The organism is Pseudomonas jinjuensis, from assembly GCF_900103845.1.
In the GTDB taxonomy this organism is placed as follows: domain Bacteria; phylum Pseudomonadota; class Gammaproteobacteria; order Pseudomonadales; family Pseudomonadaceae; genus Pseudomonas; species Pseudomonas jinjuensis.
This window is the reverse complement of record NZ_FNIJ01000005.1, coordinates 319679-338389: the sequence shown is the minus strand read 5'-3', so window position 1 is coordinate 338389 and position 18711 is coordinate 319679. Positions and strand designations below refer to the sequence as shown.

The window sequence follows — 18711 nt, the reverse complement described above, 5'->3', positions numbered from 1 at the left end:
CCGAAGGGCGAGCGCAGCGAGTAATGACGGATTTCTCGGGTAACTCCGTGCGACTCCCAACCCCCGTCGTCCTCGCGAACGCGGGGATCCAATGGGCCGTGTAGGAGCGGGCCATGCCCGCGAATCGCGCGCATGGCGCGCTTCTACCGGTCGGGGTACGGCTCTGTTTTCGTAGGAGCCAGCTTGCTGGCGATCAATTGGTTTCCCTGTGCACAGCGTTGCCGGCTGGTACCTCGGATCGCCAGCAAGCTGGCTCCTACAGGTTCGGTGTGCTGCGGGGATGAGGGTGGATGGCGCTTTTCCATCCACCATTGCGGGGCCGCATGCGCGGCCATGGTGGATCGATGGAGCGTGATCCACCCTACAGTTCGTGCCGTGCGTATAGCGAGTGCCGAAACCTGTAGGAGAGGGCCATGCCCGCGACATATTTCATGGTTTCCACGCTCCCGCGTGGGAATGCCGCAGTCCACTGTAGGAGCGAGCTTGCTCGCGAACCAATGAACCCGCTGCCGAACACTTTCGCGAGCAAGCTCGCTCCTACGAAGAGCAGAAAAGCAAAGGCCCGCTCGGTGGCGGGCCCTTGAGGTCACTCTTTCGGCACCAGCTTCAGCGACGCCGAGTTGATGCAGTAGCGCAGCCCGGTGGGACGCGGGCCGTCGGGGAACACATGGCCCAGGTGCGCCTCACACTGCTTGCAGCGCACCTCGATGCGCTGCAAGCCGTGGCTGGAATCCTCGTATTCGGCGATGGCCTCCGCCGAGACCGGCTGGAAATAGCTCGGCCAGCCGCTGCCGGAATCGTACTTGGCATCGGAATCGAACAGCGCCGCGCCGCAGCAGACGCAGTGGTAGATGCCGGGCGTCTTGGTGGCGTAATACTCGCCGGTGAAGGCGCGTTCGGTACCGCCCAGGCGGCAGACATGGAACTGCTGGTCGGTGAGTTCCTCGCGCCAGGCTTCCAGGGGTTTTTCGGTCTTGTCCATCGCTGTACCTCGCTAGCGGAAAAAAGCCCGATCGCTCTCTTTTCCCGGGACCGGGCCGCACGTATGATGCGTGGCTTCAGGGGCTGATTCAGAATCTGCCGCGCAAGGAGCTCTCAACGATAAAAACGCCTGAAAAAAGGCGTTTTTCCGTTCATATCTCCGTTTTCCTGGGGATTTTCAGTTTACAGGACACAAAGCGCAGGCAATTTCCGAGCAGTTCATCGCAGCCAGTCTGTCACCCGCGTCACAGCCTGCCAAGTCGAGCGCCGCATGCGCTCCTTCGCTGTTCGCGGGGTTCGTCCACTTCGGGAACTCCACATCATGCAGGTCAGCAAATCGAACAAGCTCGCCAACGTCTGCTACGACATCCGCGGGCCCGTGCTCAAGCACGCCAAACGCCTGGAAGAGGAAGGCCACCGCATCCTCAAGCTGAACATCGGCAACCCGGCGCCGTTCGGTTTCGAGGCCCCGGACGAAATCCTCCAGGACGTCATCCGCAACCTGCCGACCGCCCAGGGCTACAGCGACTCCAAGGGCCTGTTCAGCGCGCGCAAGGCGGTGATGCAGTACTACCAGCAGAAGCAGGTGGAAGGCGTCGGCATCGAGGACATCTACCTCGGCAACGGCGTGTCCGAACTGATCGTGATGGCCATGCAGGCGCTGCTGAACAACGGTGACGAGGTGCTGATCCCGGCGCCGGACTATCCGCTGTGGACCGCCGCCGTGGCCCTCGCCGGCGGCAAGCCGGTGCACTACCTGTGCGACGAGCAGGCCGGCTGGTTCCCCGACGTCGACGACATGAAGGCGAAGATCACCGCCAACACCAAGGCGCTGGTGCTGATCAACCCGAACAACCCGACCGGCGCGGTGTACTCGAAGGAAGTCCTGCAGGACATCGTCGAGCTGGCCCGCCAGCACAACCTGGTGCTGTTCTCCGACGAGATCTACGACAAGATCCTCTACGACGAGGCCCAGCACATCTCCACCGCCTCCCTGGCGCCGGACGTGCTCTGCCTGACCTTCAACGGCCTGTCCAAGTCCTACCGCGTGGCCGGCTTCCGCTCCGGCTGGGTGGCGATCTCCGGGCCGAAGCACAAGGCGCAGGGCTACATCGAGGGCCTCGACATCCTCGCCAACATGCGCCTGTGCGCCAACGTGCCGGCGCAGCACGCGATCCAGACCGCGCTCGGCGGCTACCAGAGCATCAACGACCTGGTGCTGCCGCACGGCCGCCTGTTCGAGCAGCGCAACCGCGCCTGGGAACTGCTCAACGACATCCCCGGGGTCAGTTGCGTCAAGCCGATGGGCGCGCTCTACGCCTTCCCGAAGATCGACCCGAAGGTCTGCCCGATCCACAACGACGAGAAGTTCGTCCTCGATCTGCTGCTCTCCGAGAAACTGCTGATCGTCCAGGGCACCGCCTTCAACTGGCCATGGCCGGATCACTTCCGGGTAGTCACCCTGCCCCGCGTCGACGACCTGGAACAGGCCATCGGCCGCATCGGCAACTTCCTCAAGACCTACCGCCAGTAATCGACACCCGGCAGCGTGCCCATGGATCTGCAGATCGACGACTTCTACCGGGACGCCGCTGCCGGGCTGCTTTCCCTCTACCAGGCGTTCCCGCGGCGGATGACCCTCTATGTCGAGGACCTGATCGGCCGCGAGGAACCCGACGAATTTGGCCTGCCCAGCGCCCGCCACCAGAGCTGCCTCGGCGCCCTGCTGTGGCTGGCCGAGGAAGGCTACCTGCGCTACGAGTCGACCATCCGCTACGAGGCGCTGGACCAGGCGGTCCTCACCGAAAAGGCCTTCCTGCGCCTGACCCGCGTCCTGCCCCATGCCGCGCACACCGAGGAAGGCCTGCCGCCCAGCGTGCAACGCGACCGCGCCACCCTCGCCTATCAGTTGCGCGAGGCGCTGGCCAGTCGCCACGGCGAACGCATCGCGCGCCTGACCCGGCTATTCTTCGAAAGTGGCTCCGGGCCGGCATAGAGACACAGTTTGAAATAGTCCCCGGGTTGAATCGGCTGGGGGGCGAACCCTATATAGCCGCATACTTTCAGCCACTCTCCGGAGCGTCCGTGCGCCCGGAAATCCCTTAGTCGAGGAGAAGCTTTACACCATGATGCGCATTCTGCTGTTCCTGGCCACCAACCTGGCAGTTCTGGTGATCGCCAGCATCACCCTGAAACTGCTCGGCGTGGACCGGTTCACCGGCCAGAACTACGGCAGCCTCCTGATCTTCTGTGCCGTATTCGGCTTCGCCGGGTCGCTGGTCTCGCTGTTCATCTCCAAGTGGATGGCGAAGATGAGCACCGGCACCGAAATCATCAGCCAGCCGCGCACCCGCCATGAACAATGGCTGCTGCAGACCGTGGAAGAACTCTCCCGCGAAGCCGGCATCAAGATGCCGGAAGTGGGCATCTTCCCTGCCTACGAGGCCAACGCCTTCGCCACCGGCTGGAACCGGAACGACGCCCTGGTGGCCGTCAGCCAGGGCCTGCTGGAACGCTTCTCGCCGGAAGAAGTGAAGGCCGTGCTGGCCCACGAGATCGGCCACGTGGCCAACGGCGACATGGTCACCCTGGCGCTGATCCAGGGTGTGGTGAACACCTTCGTGATGTTCTTCGCACGCATCTTCGGCAACTTCGTCGACAAGGCGATCCTGAAGAACGAGGACGGCCCGGGCATCGGCTACTTCGTCGCGACCATCTTCGCGGAACTGGTGCTGGGCATCCTGGCGAGCATCATCGTCATGTGGTTCTCGCGCAAGCGCGAATACCGCGCCGACGCCGCCGGCGCCCACCTGGCCGGTACCGGCGCGATGATCGCCGCGCTGCAGCGCCTGCGCGCCGAACAGGGCGTGCCGGTGCAGATGCCGGACACCCTGCAGGCCTTCGGCATCAACGGCAACCTGAAGCACGGCCTAGCCGGCCTGTTCATGAGCCACCCGCCGCTGGAAGAACGCATCGAGGCCCTGCGCAACGCACGCTGAGCCGAACGGTTTCACACTTGGGACGGGGCGACGAAAGTCGCCCTTTTTTTATTTCTGCGGGAACGCGCGATGTCGCGGACATGGCCCGCCTACAGGTCGGCGGAGACCGTTGTGGGTAGGGCGCATAACGCGCCAGCGTTATCCGCCGCGGACTACCGGCGGATGAAGCATTCCACATCATTCTCCCTACGTGTAGGAGCACGCCATGCGTGCGACTCGCGGGCATGGCCCGCTCCTACATGGAGTCGCGTCGCTCCTGAGGCACGCACAGAACCTGTAGGAGCCAGCTTGCTGGCGATTGCCGTGTTCTCCTTCCACGCCGACGTTGAGGGAAAACCTGGTTCGCCAGCAAGAACTAGGCGTCCCCCTGGCTCCTACAGGTATGGCGTCCAGCGGGCCCTGAACAGCCACGTAGGGCATAGCGCGCCAGCGCTATCCGCCATCCCATCGGCGCGGCCTTATCGGCGGATGAAGCGTTCCGCTTCATTCGCCCTACGCCAGCGGCTCGCCATGGTGCGAAGACAGTTGCTCCTACACAGGACGCGGAGCCTCCCCTACGCCAGCACCGCCACCGACTTGATCTGCGCCCAGACCGCCAGCCCCGCGCGTACTCCCAGCTGGTCATGGGAATAGCGGGTGATCCGCGCCAGCAGCGGCGTGCCGGCCACGTCCAGCTTCACCAGCAGATGCGCCGGCGTATCGGTGGCGGCGATCTCCGTCACCGTCGCCGGCAGCACGTTGAGGATGCTGCTGTGCGCCTGGCGTTCCAGGCCCAGGCTGACGTCCCGCGCCTGCACCTTGATCCGCAGCGCCCTGCCCGGCTCCAGCGCGGCGTGGGCCAGGCGGATGCGCTGGTCGCTGCCGGGCAGGCCGAGGTCGAGCAGGCCGTAGACGGCGTCGTGGCCGAGCACCCGGCCTTCCACCACCACGCCAGCGTCCTCCAGCAGGGAGATCGGCAGGTCGGTACGCGCCAGGGTCGCGCCGACCGGACCGCTGGCGCGCACGCGGCCCTCTTCCAGCAGCACCAGGTGGTCGGCCAGCCGCGCCACCTCGTCCGGCGAGTGGCTGACGTAGAGGATCGGGATATCCAGTTCGTCGTGCAGGCGCTCCAGGTACGGCAGGATTTCCGCCTTGCGCTTGAGGTCCAGCGCCGCCAGCGGTTCGTCCATCAGCAGCAGGCGCGGGCTGGTCAGCAGCGCCCGGGCCATGCCGACGCGCTGCCGTTCGCCACCGGAAAGATTGCGCGGCATGCGCTGCAGCAGGTGGCCGATGCCGAGCAGTTCGGTGGCCTGCTCCAGTTCGACGCGGTGCCAGTCGCGCGGCACGCGCTTCATGCCGTAGGTGAGGTTGCGCCGCACCGACAGGTGCTCGAACAGATTGGCGTCCTGGAACACGTAGCCGATGGCGCGTTTGTGCGGCGGCAGGAACAGGCGCCGGGCGCTGTCCTGCCAGACCTCGCCGTTCACCGCCAGATAGCCGCTGGCGGCTCGCTCAAGGCCGGCCACGCAGCGCAGGCAGGTGGTCTTGCCCGAGCCGGAATGGCCGAACAGCGCGCTCACCCCGCGCCCGGGCAGCTGCAGGTCGACGTCCAGGCCGAAGCCCTGGTAGTCCAGACGAAAACGCGCCTCGATGCTCATGTCAGGTCCATGACTGGGAACGGCGACTGGCATACACCGCCAGCAGCACGAAGAAGGAGAACACCACCATGCCGCCGGCCAGCCAGTGCGCCTGGGCGTACTCCATGGCCTCGACGTGGTCGAAAATCTGCACCGAGACCACGCGGGTCTTCCCCGGGATGTTGCCGCCGATCATCAGCACCACGCCGAACTCGCCCACCGTATGGGCGAAGCCGAGGATCGCGGCGGTGACGAAGCCCGGCCGCGCCAGCGGCAGGACCACGCTGAAGAAGCAGTCCAGCGGGCTCGCCCGCAGCGTCGCGGCGGCCTCCAGCGGGCGCGTGCCGATGGCCTCGAAGGCGTTCTGCAGCGGCTGTACCACGAAGGGCAGCGAGTAGAACACCGAACCCACCACCAGCCCGGCGAAGCTGAACGGCAGCAGGCCGATGCCCATGCCCTGGGTGAGCTGGCCGATGAATCCGTCCGGCCCCATGGCGACGAGCAGGTAGAAGCCGATCACCGTCGGCGGCAGCACCAGCGGCAACGCCACCACTGCCCCCAGCGGGCCTTTCAGCCAGGAACGGGTGCGCGCCAGCCACCAGGCGATCGGCGTGCCGATCAGCAGCAGGATCAGGGTGGTCAGCGACGCCAGCTCGAGGGTGAGAACGATGGCCGAGATATCCGCCGAGGTGAGTGGCATCGAGTGTTCCCTGCCTTACAACTGATAGCCGTAGGACTTGATGACCTCGGCTGCCTTCGGTCCTTTCAGGTATTCCACCAGAGCCTTGGCCGCGGCGTTGTCCTTGCCCTTGTTGAGGATCACCGCATCCTGGCGGATCGGCTCGTGCATGTCGGCCGGCACGATCCAGGCCGAACCGCCGCTGACCTTGCCATCCTTGTAGATCTGCGACAAGGCCACGAAGCCCAGCTCGGCGTTGCCGCTGGAAACGAACTGGTAGGCCTGGCTGATGTTCTGCCCCTCGACGATCTTGCCGGCGAGCTTGTCCTTCAGGCCCAGCTTGTCCAGCACCTGGGTCGCTGCCAGGCCGTAGGGCGCGGTCTTCGGGTTGGCGATGGAGAGGTGGCGGAACTCGTTCTTCTTCAGCACCGCACCCTGGTCATCGACGTAGCCCTCCTTCGGCGACCACAGCGCCAGGCTGCCCGTGGCATAGGTGAAGCGCGAGCCGGGGACGATTTCCTTCTCCTGCTCCAGCTTCGCCGGGGTGCTGTCGTCGGCCGCCAGGAACACCTCGAACGGAGCGCCGTTCTTGATCTGCGCGTAGAACTGCCCGGTGGCGCCGTAGGCCGCAACCAGCTTGTGCCCGGTGTCCTTCTCGAAGTCCCTGGCGATGGCCTGGATCGGCGCGGTGAAGTTGGCCGCCACGGCGACCTGCACCTCGTCGGCCAGGGCGGAATGGAAAGCCAGGCAGGAGGCGATGGCCAGCGTGAGGCGGGCGAAACGGTGTTTCATCTGATTGCCAGGTAGTCCCATGTGATCCTCGGTGTTCCAGCTTGAGAAAATCCTGCTCGCCACCCGTTATAGCAAAAATTACATAACGATGAGCGCCGCGACATTCTGCATTCATTGACCGCGAGGTCAATACATGCGGAACGGGAAAATCGAGGCTGGAGGGAATACCTCCTCCGGACCGACTCAGAGCTGGTCGAGCGGAATCTTCAGATAGTGCACGCCATTGCTCTCGGCCGGAGGACGGTGGCCGGCGCGCATGTTCACCTGGATCGCCGGCAGCATCAGCGCCGGCATCGCAAGGGTGGCATCGCGTGCCTGGCGCATGGCGACGAAGGTTTCCTCGTCGATACCCGCGCGCACGTGCAGGTTGTCGCGGCGCTGTTCGGCCACGCTGGTTTCGTGGCGGAAATGCTCCCGCCCCGGTGCCTTGTAGTCGTGGCACATGAACAGCCGGGTGCTGTCCGGCAGGCTGAACAGGCGCTGGATCGAGCGATACAGCATGCGCGCATCGCCGCCGGGGAAGTCGCAGCGCGCGGTACCGTAGTCGGGCATGAACAGCGTATCGCCGACGAAGGCCGCATCCCCCACCAGATAGCTCACGCAGGACGGCGTGTGTCCAGGGGTATGCCACACGCGCAGCGTCAGGTTGCCGATCCGCAGTTCCTCGCCATCCTCCAGCAGGCGGTCGAACTGGCTGCCATCGGTACGGAATTCCTCCCCCCAGTTGAACAATCCGGCGAAGGTACGCTGCACGCGGGTGATTCCCGCTCCGATGGCGACACGCCCGCCCAACTGCCGCTGGAGGTAGGCGGCAGCCGACAGATGATCGGCGTGGGCATGGGTTTCCAGCAGCCATTCGACGCGCAGGCCCTGCTCGCGGACATGGGCGATCACCGGGTCGGCGCTGGCATGGCCGATGCGCCCGGCGGCGGCATCGTAGTCCAGCACCGGATCGACGATGGCGCAGGCGTCGCTCGCCGGATCGCGCACCACGTAGCTGTAGGTGTATGTCCGCGGGTCGAAGAAAGCCTCGATCTGAGCGTTCATGCCCTGCCTCCTGCTTGCCGCTGCAGCCATTCATGGATGCCCATCCCGCCCAGCATCGCCAGGCAGAACAGCGCCGACTGCCAGTAACCGGCGCCAAGGCCGACCAGTGCCGGCCCCGGGCAGATGCCCGCGATGCCCCAGCCGACGCCGAATACCATGCTTCCCAGGACCAGGCGGGTGTCCAGCCGCCGCGTCTGCGGCAGCTGCATCGCCCCGCCCAGGAAATTGCGCGAACGCCGCCGCGCCCAGGCGAAAGGCAGCAGCGCCGCGCCGATGGCGCCCGCCATCACCAGCGCCAGCGAGGGGTCCCAGGCGCCGGCGAGGTCGAGGAACGCCAGCACCTTGGCCGGGTCGGCCATGCCGGCCAGCAACAGGCCAAGGCCGAAGAGCAGGCCGCAGAGAAAGGCTGTCAGACGGTTCATGCGCTCAGCTCCCCAGCAGATGGCGGATGACGAATACGCTGGCGAAACCGCTGCCCATGAAGCACAGGGTCGCCAGCAGCGAACGCGGCGACAGCCGGGCCAGGCCACAGACGCCATGGCCACTGGTGCAGCCGGCGCCGAGGCGGCTGCCGAGCCCGACCAGCAGTCCGGCAGCGAGCAGAGCAGGCCAGGCAGCGTCGAAGCGCAGCGTCGGCAGCGGCCGCCAGGCCAGCCAGAGCAGCGGCGCAGCCAACAGGCCGAGAAGGAAGAACAGGCGCTCCCCGCGTCCTTCCCCGCCGCGCGCGAGCAGACCGCCGAGCAGGCCGCTGATGCCCGCCACGCGCCCATTGAGCAGGGCGAACGCCCCGGCGGCCAGGCCGATCAGCACACCACCCGCCAGCGCGCTCCATGGCGTGAAGGCATTCCAGTCGATGCTCATCGGGCCTCCTCCGCACAGAACAGCCGGTACAGCGTCTGGATCACCGCCAGTGCCTGGGGACTGCTGATCCGGTAGTAGACCTGCTTGCCTTCCTTGCGGGTGTCCACCAGCCCTTCGCGACGCAGCACGGCCAACTGCTGGGACAGCGTCGGCTGACCGATGCCCGTGCGCTCCTCCAGCCCGCCGACGTGGCTTTCCTCCTGCGACAGCATGCACAGCAGCAGCAGGCGGTCGGGATTGCCCAGCGCCTTGAGCAGGCGCGCGGCCTCATCCGCGGACTGGTGCAGACGCGCGAGATCCGGTTGTTCGATGGCTGACATCGTGATCACTCTACAAAAATACAATATATGAAAATATATAATGACGAGCTGCAGAATTCCAGCCGGCAGACGCGACTATCGTCTTCATGTCCGATCCGGGCTGGATACGCGGAGAATGCGCCATGCTTCTCGAAGGCTCCTGCCACTGCGGCGCCGTCAGCTTCACCTTGGAGAGCGCCCATCCCTACCCCTACCAGCGCTGCTACTGCTCGATCTGCCGCAAGACCCAGGGCGGAGGCGGCTACGCCATCAACCTCGGCGGCGACTACCGCAGCCTGAAGGTACGCGGTGCGAAGAACCTCACCGTCTACCAGGCGAAGATCCGCCGCGAGGGCTCCAGCCGGGCCATCACCAGCAGCGCGCAGCGGCATTTCTGCAAGGTCTGCGGCAGCGCCCTGTGGCTCTACGACCCGACCTGGCCGGAACTGGTCCACCCCTTCGCCTCGGCCATCGACACGCCGCTGCCGGTGCCGCCGGAGCACACCCACCTGCTGCTGGATTCGAAGGCGCCCTGGGTCGAGGTGAGCGCGCGGCCGGGCGACCAGTTGTTCGATGGTTATCCGGAGGAATCCATCGCCGAATGGCATGAGCGACTGGGATTGAGCTGCTGAGGGCTTTGCATGTGGATGGAGATCGGATCGCCAGCAGGAGCGCACCTGGGCGCGACCGGTCGCGGGCATGGCCCGCTCCTACACGGTTCATTGGATCCCCGCGTTTATCGTTCCTACGCGGGAGCGCGGGAACCATGAAACCATCGAGGCCGCAGACCTCGCCAAGGGTGGATGGAAAAGCACCATCCACCCACGAACGGCCGACGCCCCCCCTACCGGCCGTCGCCTCATTCCAATTGCAACTTTCGATATGCCGCCGTGTCGGTTCCAAATAGACGCGATCACCGCGTCCCGCAAAGGAGAAGCGCCATGCGCCATCTCGCAAGCGCGATATCGGAACAGGAAGATGCCCATTCCCGGGAGCCGCTGCCGCAGCGCTACCAGCGCGTACGCGCGGCCAGCGAGGCGATCTGCGCCCCGCTCAGCGCCGAGGACCATGTGGTCCAGAGCATGCCCGACGTCAGCCCGCCGAAATGGCACCTGGCGCATGTCACCTGGTTCTTCGAGGCCTTCGTCCTCAAGCCCTTCCTGCCCGGCTACCGCACGCCGGAACCGCTCTACGACCACCTGTTCAACTCCTACTACGAAACCCACGGCACGCCCTTCACCCGCGCGCGGCGGGGGCTGATCTCGCGACCCGGGGTGGCCGAGGTGATGGCCTTCCGCGCGCATGTCGACCGGGCCATGGGCGAACTGCTCGCCGCGCCGCCGGCCGAGCACGCGCGGGAGATCGCGCGCCGCGTCGAGCTGGGCCTGCAGCACGAGCAGCAGCACCAGGAGCTGCTGTTCATGGACATCAAGCACATCCTCGCGCAGAACCCGTTGCACCCGGTCTATCGCGGCGACCTGGCGCCGGCGCCGACGATCCCGGCCGCGCCGCTGCGCTGGCATGGCTTCGCCGGCGGCGTGCAGAGCATCGGCCACGGCGGCGACGGTTTCGCCTTCGATTGCGAGTCGCCGCGCCACCGCGAGTTCGTCGGCGACTTCCAACTGGCCAGCCGGCCGGTGAGCAACGCCGAGTACCTCGACTTCATCATCGACGGCGGCTACGCGCGCAGCGAGCTGTGGCTCTCCGACGGCTGGAACCTGGTGCGCCAGGATGGCTGGCGCGCGCCGCTGTACTGGCTGCACGAGGACGAGGCCTGGTACGAGATGACCCTCGGCGGCCTGCGCCCGCTCGACCTGGAAGCGCCGGTCTGCCACCTCAGCTTCTACGAGGCCGACGCCTACGCCAGCTGGGCCGGCGCGCGGCTGCCCAGCGAGGCGGAATGGGAAGTGGCGGCGGCGCACCTGCCGCCCGGGGGCAATTTCGTCGAGAACGACCACCTGCAGCCGGTCGCCGCGATGGACGCCCCCGATGCCCTGCAGCAGATGTTCGGCGACGTCTGGGAATGGACCGGCAGCGCCTTCCGCCCCTACCCGCGCTTCAAGCCGCTGTCCGGCAGCCTGGGCGAGTACAACGGCAAGTTCATGTCCGGACAGATGGTGCTGCGCGGCGGCTGTTGCGCCACACCCCGAGACCACATCCGCAGTACCTATCGCAACTTCTTCTACCCCGCCATGCGCTGGCAATTCGCCGGACTGCGCCTGGCCAAGGAGGCCTGAATGGCACTCGCGATCAGCTTTCACGACCGTCTTGCGCAGGACGACTGCGCCTCGTTGCGCGACGAAGTCCTGGCCGGTTTCGCTGCCGAACCCAAGCGCCTGGCGCCGAAATTCTTCTATGACCGGCGCGGCTCCGAGCTGTTCGAGGAGATCACCCACCTGCCCGAGTACTACCTGACGCGCACCGAGGAAGGCATCCTCGCCGCCAACGCCGATGAAATCGCCGACCGCCTCGGCCCGGGCGTCACCCTGGTGGAACTGGGCAGCGGCGCCAGCCGCAAGGTCCGCCTGCTGCTGGAGGCGCTGCGCCCGGCGCGCTACCTGGGCATCGACATCTCCCGCGACTTCCTGCTCAGCAGCACGCAGCGCCTGGCCGACGACTATCCCTGGCTCAGCGTGCACGCGCTGCACGCCGACTTCTCCCGACCGCTGGCGCTGCCCGGAGCGCTGGACGGCGGCCGGCCGGTGGCCTTCTTCCCCGGCTCCAGCATCGGCAACTTCACCCCCGCCGAGGCGCGCATCTTCCTGCGCAACCTGCACCGCCTGCTGCCGCGCAGCGGCGGGCTGCTGATCGGCGTCGACCAGCCGAAGGAGCGCAGCGTGCTGGAAGCCGCCTACAACGACAGCGCCGGGGTCACCGCCGCCTTCAACCTGAACCTGCTGGAACGCATCCGCCGCGAGCTGGACACCGATCTGGACCCCGCGCGCTTCCGCCACCACGCCTTCTACAACGAAGCCGAATCGCGCATCGAGATGCACCTGGTCAGCCGCCGCGCGCAGACGCTGCGCCTGGAAGGCCGGCGCTTCATGTTCCGCGAGGGCGAAAGCCTGCACACGGAGAACTCCTGCAAGTACGCCCCGGAGACCTTCCGCGAACTGGCCGCCTCTTCGGGCTTCCGCCCGGCGGCGCACTGGACCGACCCGAACCGCTGGTTCAGCGTGCATTACCTGACGCGGGAGTGAGCTCGGGAAATCTTGGCCCCGTGGGCAAGGCCAGGGCGTATGGTGGATCACGCTCCACCGATCCACCATGGCCGCGCCGGCGGCCCCGCAATGGTGGATGAAAGAAGCCTCATCCACCCGTTTCCGACGCGGGAGTGATCCCGGAAACAGCGGAAACCCGTAGGGCGGGTGCAACCCGCAATTATGCATTGGTGGCGGGCTTCGCCCGCCCTACGTCATCCCTGTGAACGGGCTTCACGCCCCCTTCAGGTGCTGCTCGAAGAACTTCGCCGTGCGCCCGTTGGCCAGCTTCGCCGCGGCATCGTCGTAGTGCACCCCGCCGTTGCGGGCGAAGGCGTGGTTGCAGCCGGGATAGGTGTGGATCTCGATCTGCCGGTTGCCGCCCAGTTTCGCGACTATCTTCTGCCGCGCCGCCGGGGGCACGAACTCGTCCTCCTCGGCGATGTGCATGAGCAGGCCGTGCTTGATGTTCGAGGCCTCGTCCAGGTGCTGGTCGATGCCCACGCCGTAGTACGACACGGCGCCATCCACCTTGGTGCGGGTGGCGGTCAGGTAGGACAGCAGGCCGCCCAGGCAGAAGCCCACGACACCGACCCGGGTGACCGCGTCGGGCCGCTTCAGCGCGGTGGCGATGCTGGCGATGATGTCGGACACGCCGTTGTCGACGTCGAAGCCCTGGTACAGCTTGATCGCCTTGTCCCATTCGGCCTGGGTCTTGTCGGTGATGCTGACGCCCGGCTCCTGGCGCCAGAACAGGTCCGGGCATACCGCGAGGTAGCCCTGGCCGGCGAGCGTGCGGCAGGTTTCCTTGAGGTCGTCGTTGATGCCGAAGATTTCCTGGATCACCACCACCACCGGCGCCGGCGTGGCGGCCGGCAGCGCGACGAAGGCATGGAACTCGCCGTCCGGTGTGGTGACCGTCAGTGCGCTGTCGCGCACGCCCTGGGTGGTACTCATCGGATTCCTCCTAGCTCTTGATGAACTCCAGCAGATCCACGTTCAGCCGGTCCTTGTGGGTCTCGGCCAGCCCGTGCGGCGCGCCCTGGTAGACGATCAGCCGGGCGTTCGGCACCAGCCTGGCGGACTCCAGCCCGGCGGCCTGGATCGGCACGATCTGGTCGTCGTCGCCGTGCAGCACCAGGGTCGGGATGTCGAACTTCTTCAGGTCCTCGCTGAAGTCGGTTTCCGAGAAGGCCCTGATGCAGTCGTAGGCGCTCTTGTGTCCGGCCATCATGCCCTGCATCCAGAACGCATCGATGACGCCCTGGGAAGGCCTGGCTCCCGGGCGGTTGTAGCCGAAGAACGGGCCGCTGGCGATGTCCCGGTAGAGCTGCGAGCGGTCGGCCAGCGAGGCGCTGCGCAGTTCGTCGAAGACCTTGAGCGGCAGGCCCTTGGGATTCTGCTCGGTCAGCAGCATCAGCGGCGGCACGGCGGAAATCAGCCCGACCCTGGCCACCCGCCGGCTGCCGTGGCGGCCGATGTAGCGGCTGACCTCGCCGCCACCGGTGGAAAAACCGACCAGCACGACGTTCTTCAGTTCCAGGGTTTCGATGAGTTGCGCCAGGTCGTCGGCGTAGGTGTTCATTTCGTTGCCGTACCAGGGCTGGCTGGAACGGCCATGTCCGCGGCGGTCGTGGGCAATGCAGCGGAAGCCGTGGTCAGCGAGGAACAGCATCTGCGATTCCCAGCTGTCGGAGCACAGCGGCCAGCCATGACTGAACACGATCGGCTGACCGGAGCCCCAGTCCTTGTAGTAGATCTCTGTGCCGTCCCGGGTGGTGATGTAGCTCATCTTGCGCCCTCCTCTTCCAGGGAGTGCGGGCGGCCGGCCGTGGCCGGTGGCCCGTCGCATGCACGGAACATGGCGGCAGGCCCAGAACCGGGCCCAGCCGCCACTATGGCGTGGCGCCGCCGGTCGGCATGCGGCGGCGAACTGCGTCCACGGGTTCGCCCGGTGATGGCCCGTGCAGGGCGCTAGCGCTGCGTTCCCAGGTACTGCTCGGTGGAGAGCACCTGCGCGTAGGCGAAGGCGAGAGAGGCCATGAAGGCTGCATGGACCTGCTCCGCCGGCACCACCACCCCGTTGAACTCGAGGTCACGCGAAGCACAGGCATCGTGAATCACCGTGGCCCTGTAACCGTAGTCGACTGCGGCGCGCGTGACGGCGTCGACGCACATGTGACTCATATTTCCGACGATTACCACTTCCTCGATGCCGTGGCTGTCGAGCAGCGGCTTCAGGTCGGTCTGGTGGAAGGAGTTGACGAAGTTCTTCAGGATCACCGGCTCGTCGCCCTGGTTGCGTACCTTGGGGTGGATTTCCGCGCCCGGCGTGCCGGGGGCGAAGAACGGCGCATCGCTGCTGGCGAACTCGTGGCGGATGTGCACCACCATGTCGCCGGCCTGGCGGGCCGCGGCGATCAGGCGGGCGGCGTTGTCGGAGGCCGCGTCGATGCCGCTGAGGGTCCACTTGCCGCCGGGGAAGTAGTCGTTCTGGATGTCCACCACGATGAGCGCTTGCCTGGTCATGTCGTTTTCCTCTGGTTGGGGGAGCGGTCGTCCCATGCGCCTATTGATAACCCCGGGGCGACTGGCCGAGGATTGGCGGGATCGACATATTCGAGGCGAAAACTGACATGGGCGCGCGCAACGATACGCTGGAAATCGGCCTGCTCCTCTACCCCGGCGCGCAGCTCGCCGCGGTGCACGGCCTGACCGATCTGTTCGGCGTGGCCAACCGCATGGCCGCCGAACACTCCGATACCCCACTGCCGGTCCTGCGGGTGCGGCACTGGGCGGCGGACGCGCAGTCCGGGGAAATCCGCTGCGTGTTCGACAGTCATCCGCAAAGCGCCGGCCGGATGAGCGTGGTGATCCTGCCGCCCAGCCTCGACGCCCTGCCTGAGGCCGGGGCCCTGCAGCCGTTCAGCCAGTGGCTGCGCCGGCAGCATGCCGCCGGGGCGACGCTCGGCTCGGTCTGCGCCGGCGCCTTCGTGCTGGCGCAGACCGGCCTGCTCGACGGACGCCGCGCCACCACCCACTGGGGCTCGGCCAGGGCGCTGGCCGAACGCTTCCCGGCCGTCGAGGTGGACGCCGACCAGTTGATCGTCGACGACGGCGACATCATCACCGCCGGCGGTCTGATGGCCTGGACCGATCTCGGCCTGGCGCTGGTCGGCCGCCTGCTGTCGCCGTCGATCGCCTCGGCCACCGCGCATTTCCTGGTGGTCGACCTCAGCCGCCAGTCGCAGCGCTATTTCAGCCGCTTCGCGCCGCCACTGACCCACGGCGACGCGGCGGTGCTCAAGGTCCAGCACTGGCTGCAGAAACAGGGCGGGCGGGAAGTCTCGCTGGGCGCCATGGCGGCGCAGGCGGGCCTCGGCGAGCGCACCTTCCTGCGCCGCTTCCAGCAGGCCACCGGGTTGAAGCCGACCGAGTACTGCCAGCAGCTGCGCGTTGCCAGGGGCCGCGAACTGCTGGAGTTCACCCAGCGCAGCGTCGACCAGATCGCCTGGGAAGTGGGCTACCAGGACCCCGGGGCGTTCCGGAAGGTGTTCCAGCGCATCGTCGGGTTGGCGCCGAAGGAGTATCGGATGCGCTTCGGGGTGAGGCGGGCCGGGCGGGAAGAGTCGACCGGGACCTAGTCCGCCTTCCTCTGCCGCCGCGGCCACACCAGGCTGAAGCACGCCCCGCCCAGCGCCTGGCTGCGGCTGATGTGCGCCCGCCCGCCATGCCAGCGCATGATCCGCCGCACGATGGAAAGCCCGAGGCCGTGGCCGCCGGTGACCCGGGTGCGGCTGTCGTCGACGCGGAAGAACGGCGTGAACAGGCGCTCCCAGCGCTCTTCCGGCACCCCCGGCCCGTCGTCCTCGACGTCCACCCGGCAGCGGTCGATGCTCACCCGGTAGCTCACCCGCACCCGCCCGTCGGCGTAGCGCAGGGCGTTGCCGATCAGGTTCTGCAGGGCGCGCTGCAGGTAGCGCGGCTCCGCCTCGATCCAGCTGCCCTGGTCGTAGGGCACCAGCACGCCGGCCTCGCAGGTGATCTGCACTTCCCGGCGCAGCGGGGCGACCTCCGCGGCGACCCGCTCGACCAGCACGCCCAGCTCCAGGCTCTCGAAGGTCATCGGCGGCGAGCCCTGCTCCAGGCGCGCGTAGGTCAGCATCTCGTCGACCAGGGTATCGAGTTCCTGGATGTCTCCGTCCATGCCTTCCATGTACTTGCGCCGGGTGTCGTCCGACTCCGCCGATTCGACCATCTCCAGGCCGAAGCGCAGGCGCGCCACCGGCGTGCGCAGTTCGTGGGACACCGCGCGCACCAGCTCGCGCTGGATGCTGACGAGGTTGTGGATCTGCTCGGCCATGTGGTTGAACGAGCCGGCCAGCCGGCTCACCGCATCCGCGCCGCGCACTTCCACCCGGGCGTCGAGGCTGCCGCGGGCGATCCGCGCCGCCGCGCTTTCCAGGCCGCTCAGGCGCGTCTCCAGGCGGCTGACCAGCAGGTAGACGATGAAGCCGATCAGGCTCAGCGCCGCCGCGGCGATCAGCGCCAGCAACTGCGGCGGATAGGGGTTCATCTGGAAGATCGGGCCCAGCTGCAGGGTCCAGGGCGTATTGAGGATGCCCGCCAGCACGCGGATCGAATCGCCGTCCTTGCCCAGCGCCAGCACCGTGTCGCCCTCCTCCACGCGGCGGCTCTGGTCGTCGTCGAGGTCGACGTCCTTGAGGTCGCGCAGGTGCACGTCGAAGCCGAAGCGCTTGTCGCGGACGATCCGCGCCAGGTGATAGGGCTGCTGGCTGGCCGGATAGCCCTGCAGGTCGTCCATCAGCAGGTAGATGGTGGCGCGCGCCAGCTGCTCGCTGATCTGCTCGACCTCGCCCTGGAGGACCAGCCCCTCCGGCGCGCTGACCTGGGTCATCACGCGGAAATCGTGCGGGCCGCCCTCGCGCACCAGTACCTGGTCGTTGACCAGCCGTGCCCGGTCGCGGCCGGAAACCGTCAGCGAGTCGAGGGGCACCAGCTTCAGCGGAATGCCCATCAGCCGGCTCCACTGCGTCAGCATGCGGCGCCGCTCGGACTCGCTCATGGTGCGCAGGTCGTCGGCCATCAGGCGGAAGGTGCCGCGCGCCAGGTCCTCGCGGTAGCGCTCGCTGCGCACCTCGTTGACGATGTGCAGGGTCAGCACGCCCAGCGCGCCGACCAGCACCAGCGCCAGCAGCACGCCGCCATAGATGCGCAGGAAGATCGATTTCATTTGTTTACTGGGTCCCCGCGTGCGCGGGGAAGATGGCGGTGACTGGCCTCATGCGGGCGTCATCCCCGCGAACGCAAAGGTCCGGCAGACAACTCACACCTCACCCACGAACAGGTAGCCCTTGCTGCGCACCGTCTTGATCTGCCGCGGGTGCATCGGGTCGTCGCCGATCTTCGGGCGGATGCGCGAGATGCGCACGTCGATGGAGCGGTCCTGGCCGTCGTACTCGATGCCGCGCAGGGAATTGAAGATTTCCTCGCGGGACAGGATGCGCCCGGCGTTGGAGGCCAGCAGCCAGAGCAGGTCGAATTCGGCGCTGGTCAGTTCGATGGTCTGCTCGCCGAGCCAGGCCTCGCGCATGGCGTTGTCGATGGTCAGCTGGCCGAAGGTCAGGCGCTTGCTCGCCACAGCGCCCTGTGCCGGTTCGGCGGACTCCTTGCGCCGCAGCAGGGCGCGGATGCGCGCCAGCAGCAGGCGCGGGCGCACCGGCTTGCAGACGTAGTCGTCGGCACCCATTTCCAGGCCCTGCACCTGGTCCATGTCGTCGGTACGCGCGGTGAGCATCAGGATCGGGCCGTCGTATTCCGGACGGACGCGCCGGCAGATCGACAGGCCGTCCTCGCCCGGCAGCATCAGGTCGAGCACCACCAGGTCCGGCCGCTCGGCCAGCACCCGCTCGACCGCCAGCGCACCATTGGATTCGACCGACACCTGCAGGCCGTTGCTTTCCAGATAGTCCTGGGTCAGCTCCGCCAGGCGCTGGTCGTCCTCGACGATGAGAATCCGCGCTTCTTGCTCCATACCCTCTCCTGCACGCAAACCGGGGAACAACCGAATCCCCACGAAACCGCAGCATTGTAGCCAACCGCCTCGCCTATCGCACCGGCGTGCCAGAAATGAGGCAAAACCACAAGATATTGTGTTAGGGTCCTGCCCCGCCGCGGTACCCCGCAAGCACCGTGGTGGCCCGCCCGGTAACGACG

General features: G+C 67.0%; 20 protein-coding genes. 7 read left to right on the top strand and 13 right to left on the bottom strand.

Features of this window, described 5'->3' with window-relative positions; translation table 11 throughout:
• Window positions 1–586: 586 nt before the first annotated feature.
• Window positions 587–982 carry a peptide-methionine (R)-S-oxide reductase MsrB gene (gene msrB, locus BLR75_RS09650; protein WP_084315487.1) on the bottom strand — a complete coding sequence of 132 codons (396 nt, stop codon included), beginning with the start codon at window positions 980–982 and terminating at the stop codon, window positions 587–589.
• A gap of 321 nt (window positions 983–1303) precedes the next feature.
• Here msrB and BLR75_RS09645 point away from each other — a divergent pair, with 321 nt between their 5' ends.
• From BLR75_RS09645 to htpX, 3 genes are all read left to right on the top strand, one after another.
• Entirely contained in the window at window positions 1304–2515 is a 1212-nt protein-coding gene (locus BLR75_RS09645; protein WP_084315485.1) for a pyridoxal phosphate-dependent aminotransferase, read from the top strand.
• Between the two features lie 21 nt (window positions 2516–2536).
• Window positions 2537–2977: a hypothetical protein gene (locus tag BLR75_RS09640; RefSeq protein WP_084315483.1), complete on the top strand. Its 441-nt coding sequence runs from the start codon at window positions 2537–2539 to the stop codon at window positions 2975–2977.
• 130 nt (window positions 2978–3107) lie between these two features.
• Window positions 3108–3980, top strand: a complete 873-nt coding sequence (gene htpX / locus BLR75_RS09635) for a protease HtpX (protein WP_084315481.1) — start codon at window positions 3108–3110, stop codon at window positions 3978–3980.
• Window positions 3981–4534: 554 nt separating this feature from the next.
• Here the strand turns inward: htpX and modC are convergent.
• The 7 genes from modC to BLR75_RS09600 all read right to left on the bottom strand — a co-directional run bounded on the left by modC (window position 4535) and on the right by BLR75_RS09600 (window position 9295).
• Window positions 4535–5617 (bottom strand): molybdenum ABC transporter ATP-binding protein, encoded by a 1083-nt coding sequence (gene modC, locus BLR75_RS09630; RefSeq protein WP_084315480.1) that lies wholly within the window; start codon window positions 5615–5617, stop codon window positions 4535–4537.
• Between the two features lies 1 nt (window position 5618).
• Complete coding sequence (modB, locus tag BLR75_RS09625; RefSeq protein WP_084315478.1) at window positions 5619–6296, bottom strand: molybdate ABC transporter permease subunit; 678 nt, start codon at window positions 6294–6296, stop codon at window positions 5619–5621.
• A 15-nt stretch (window positions 6297–6311) separates the two neighbouring features.
• Complete coding sequence (gene modA / locus BLR75_RS09620) at window positions 6312–7067, bottom strand: molybdate ABC transporter substrate-binding protein (protein ID WP_084315476.1); 756 nt, start codon at window positions 7065–7067, stop codon at window positions 6312–6314.
• 183 nt (window positions 7068–7250) lie between these two features.
• Window positions 7251–8114 (bottom strand): MBL fold metallo-hydrolase, encoded by an 864-nt coding sequence (locus tag BLR75_RS09615; protein WP_084315475.1) that lies wholly within the window; start codon window positions 8112–8114, stop codon window positions 7251–7253.
• Window positions 8111–8536 (bottom strand): DUF6691 family protein, encoded by a 426-nt coding sequence (locus BLR75_RS09610; protein WP_084315473.1) that lies wholly within the window; start codon window positions 8534–8536, stop codon window positions 8111–8113. The genes BLR75_RS09615 and BLR75_RS09610 overlap by 4 nt, the downstream gene beginning before the upstream one ends.
• A 4-nt stretch (window positions 8537–8540) precedes the next feature.
• Window positions 8541–8975: a YeeE/YedE family protein gene (locus BLR75_RS09605; protein WP_084315471.1), complete on the bottom strand. Its 435-nt coding sequence runs from the start codon at window positions 8973–8975 to the stop codon at window positions 8541–8543.
• A complete protein-coding gene (locus BLR75_RS09600) occupies window positions 8972–9295 on the bottom strand; it encodes an ArsR/SmtB family transcription factor (RefSeq protein ID WP_084315469.1) in 324 nt (107 codons plus the stop codon). Before BLR75_RS09600 ends, BLR75_RS09605 begins: the two co-directional genes overlap by 4 nt.
• A gap of 122 nt (window positions 9296–9417) precedes the next feature.
• On the opposite strand from BLR75_RS09600, the gene BLR75_RS09595 reads away from it, so the two are divergent.
• The 3 genes from BLR75_RS09595 (at window position 9418) to egtD (ending at window position 12474) form a co-directional block, all read left to right on the top strand.
• Window positions 9418–9906 (top strand): GFA family protein, encoded by a 489-nt coding sequence (locus BLR75_RS09595; protein WP_084315467.1) that lies wholly within the window; start codon window positions 9418–9420, stop codon window positions 9904–9906.
• 309 nt (window positions 9907–10215) lie between these two features.
• On the top strand, window positions 10216–11511 hold the full coding sequence (gene egtB, locus BLR75_RS09590; RefSeq protein ID WP_084315466.1) for an ergothioneine biosynthesis protein EgtB: 1296 nt from the start codon (window positions 10216–10218) through the stop codon (window positions 11509–11511).
• Window positions 11512–12474 (top strand): L-histidine N(alpha)-methyltransferase, encoded by a 963-nt coding sequence (egtD, locus tag BLR75_RS09585; RefSeq protein WP_084315464.1) that lies wholly within the window; start codon window positions 11512–11514, stop codon window positions 12472–12474.
• 234 nt (window positions 12475–12708) lie between these two features.
• Here egtD and BLR75_RS09580 read toward each other — a convergent pair whose 3' ends face one another.
• From BLR75_RS09580 to BLR75_RS09570, 3 genes are all read right to left on the bottom strand, one after another.
• Complete coding sequence (locus tag BLR75_RS09580) at window positions 12709–13431, bottom strand: dienelactone hydrolase family protein (protein WP_084315462.1); 723 nt, start codon at window positions 13429–13431, stop codon at window positions 12709–12711.
• 10 nt (window positions 13432–13441) lie between these two features.
• Window positions 13442–14266, bottom strand: coding sequence for an alpha/beta fold hydrolase (locus BLR75_RS09575; protein WP_084315460.1), 825 nt, complete (start codon window positions 14264–14266; stop codon window positions 13442–13444).
• Window positions 14267–14448: 182 nt separating this feature from the next.
• Window positions 14449–15003, bottom strand: coding sequence for a cysteine hydrolase family protein (locus BLR75_RS09570; protein ID WP_084315458.1), 555 nt, complete (start codon window positions 15001–15003; stop codon window positions 14449–14451).
• Window positions 15004–15110: 107 nt separating this feature from the next.
• Here BLR75_RS09570 and BLR75_RS09565 point away from each other — a divergent pair, with 107 nt between their 5' ends.
• A complete protein-coding gene (locus tag BLR75_RS09565) occupies window positions 15111–16118 on the top strand; it encodes a GlxA family transcriptional regulator (protein ID WP_084315456.1) in 1008 nt (335 codons plus the stop codon).
• Here the strand turns inward: BLR75_RS09565 and BLR75_RS09560 are convergent.
• Together BLR75_RS09560 and BLR75_RS09555 are read right to left on the bottom strand one after the other, a co-directional pair.
• Window positions 16115–17728 (bottom strand): ATP-binding protein, encoded by a 1614-nt coding sequence (locus BLR75_RS09560; protein WP_084315454.1) that lies wholly within the window; start codon window positions 17726–17728, stop codon window positions 16115–16117. The two genes, BLR75_RS09565 and BLR75_RS09560, sit on opposite strands and share 4 nt — an antisense overlap.
• 93 nt (window positions 17729–17821) lie before the next feature.
• Window positions 17822–18529 (bottom strand): response regulator, encoded by a 708-nt coding sequence (locus BLR75_RS09555; RefSeq protein WP_084315453.1) that lies wholly within the window; start codon window positions 18527–18529, stop codon window positions 17822–17824.
• Window positions 18530–18711: the final 182 nt, after the last annotated feature.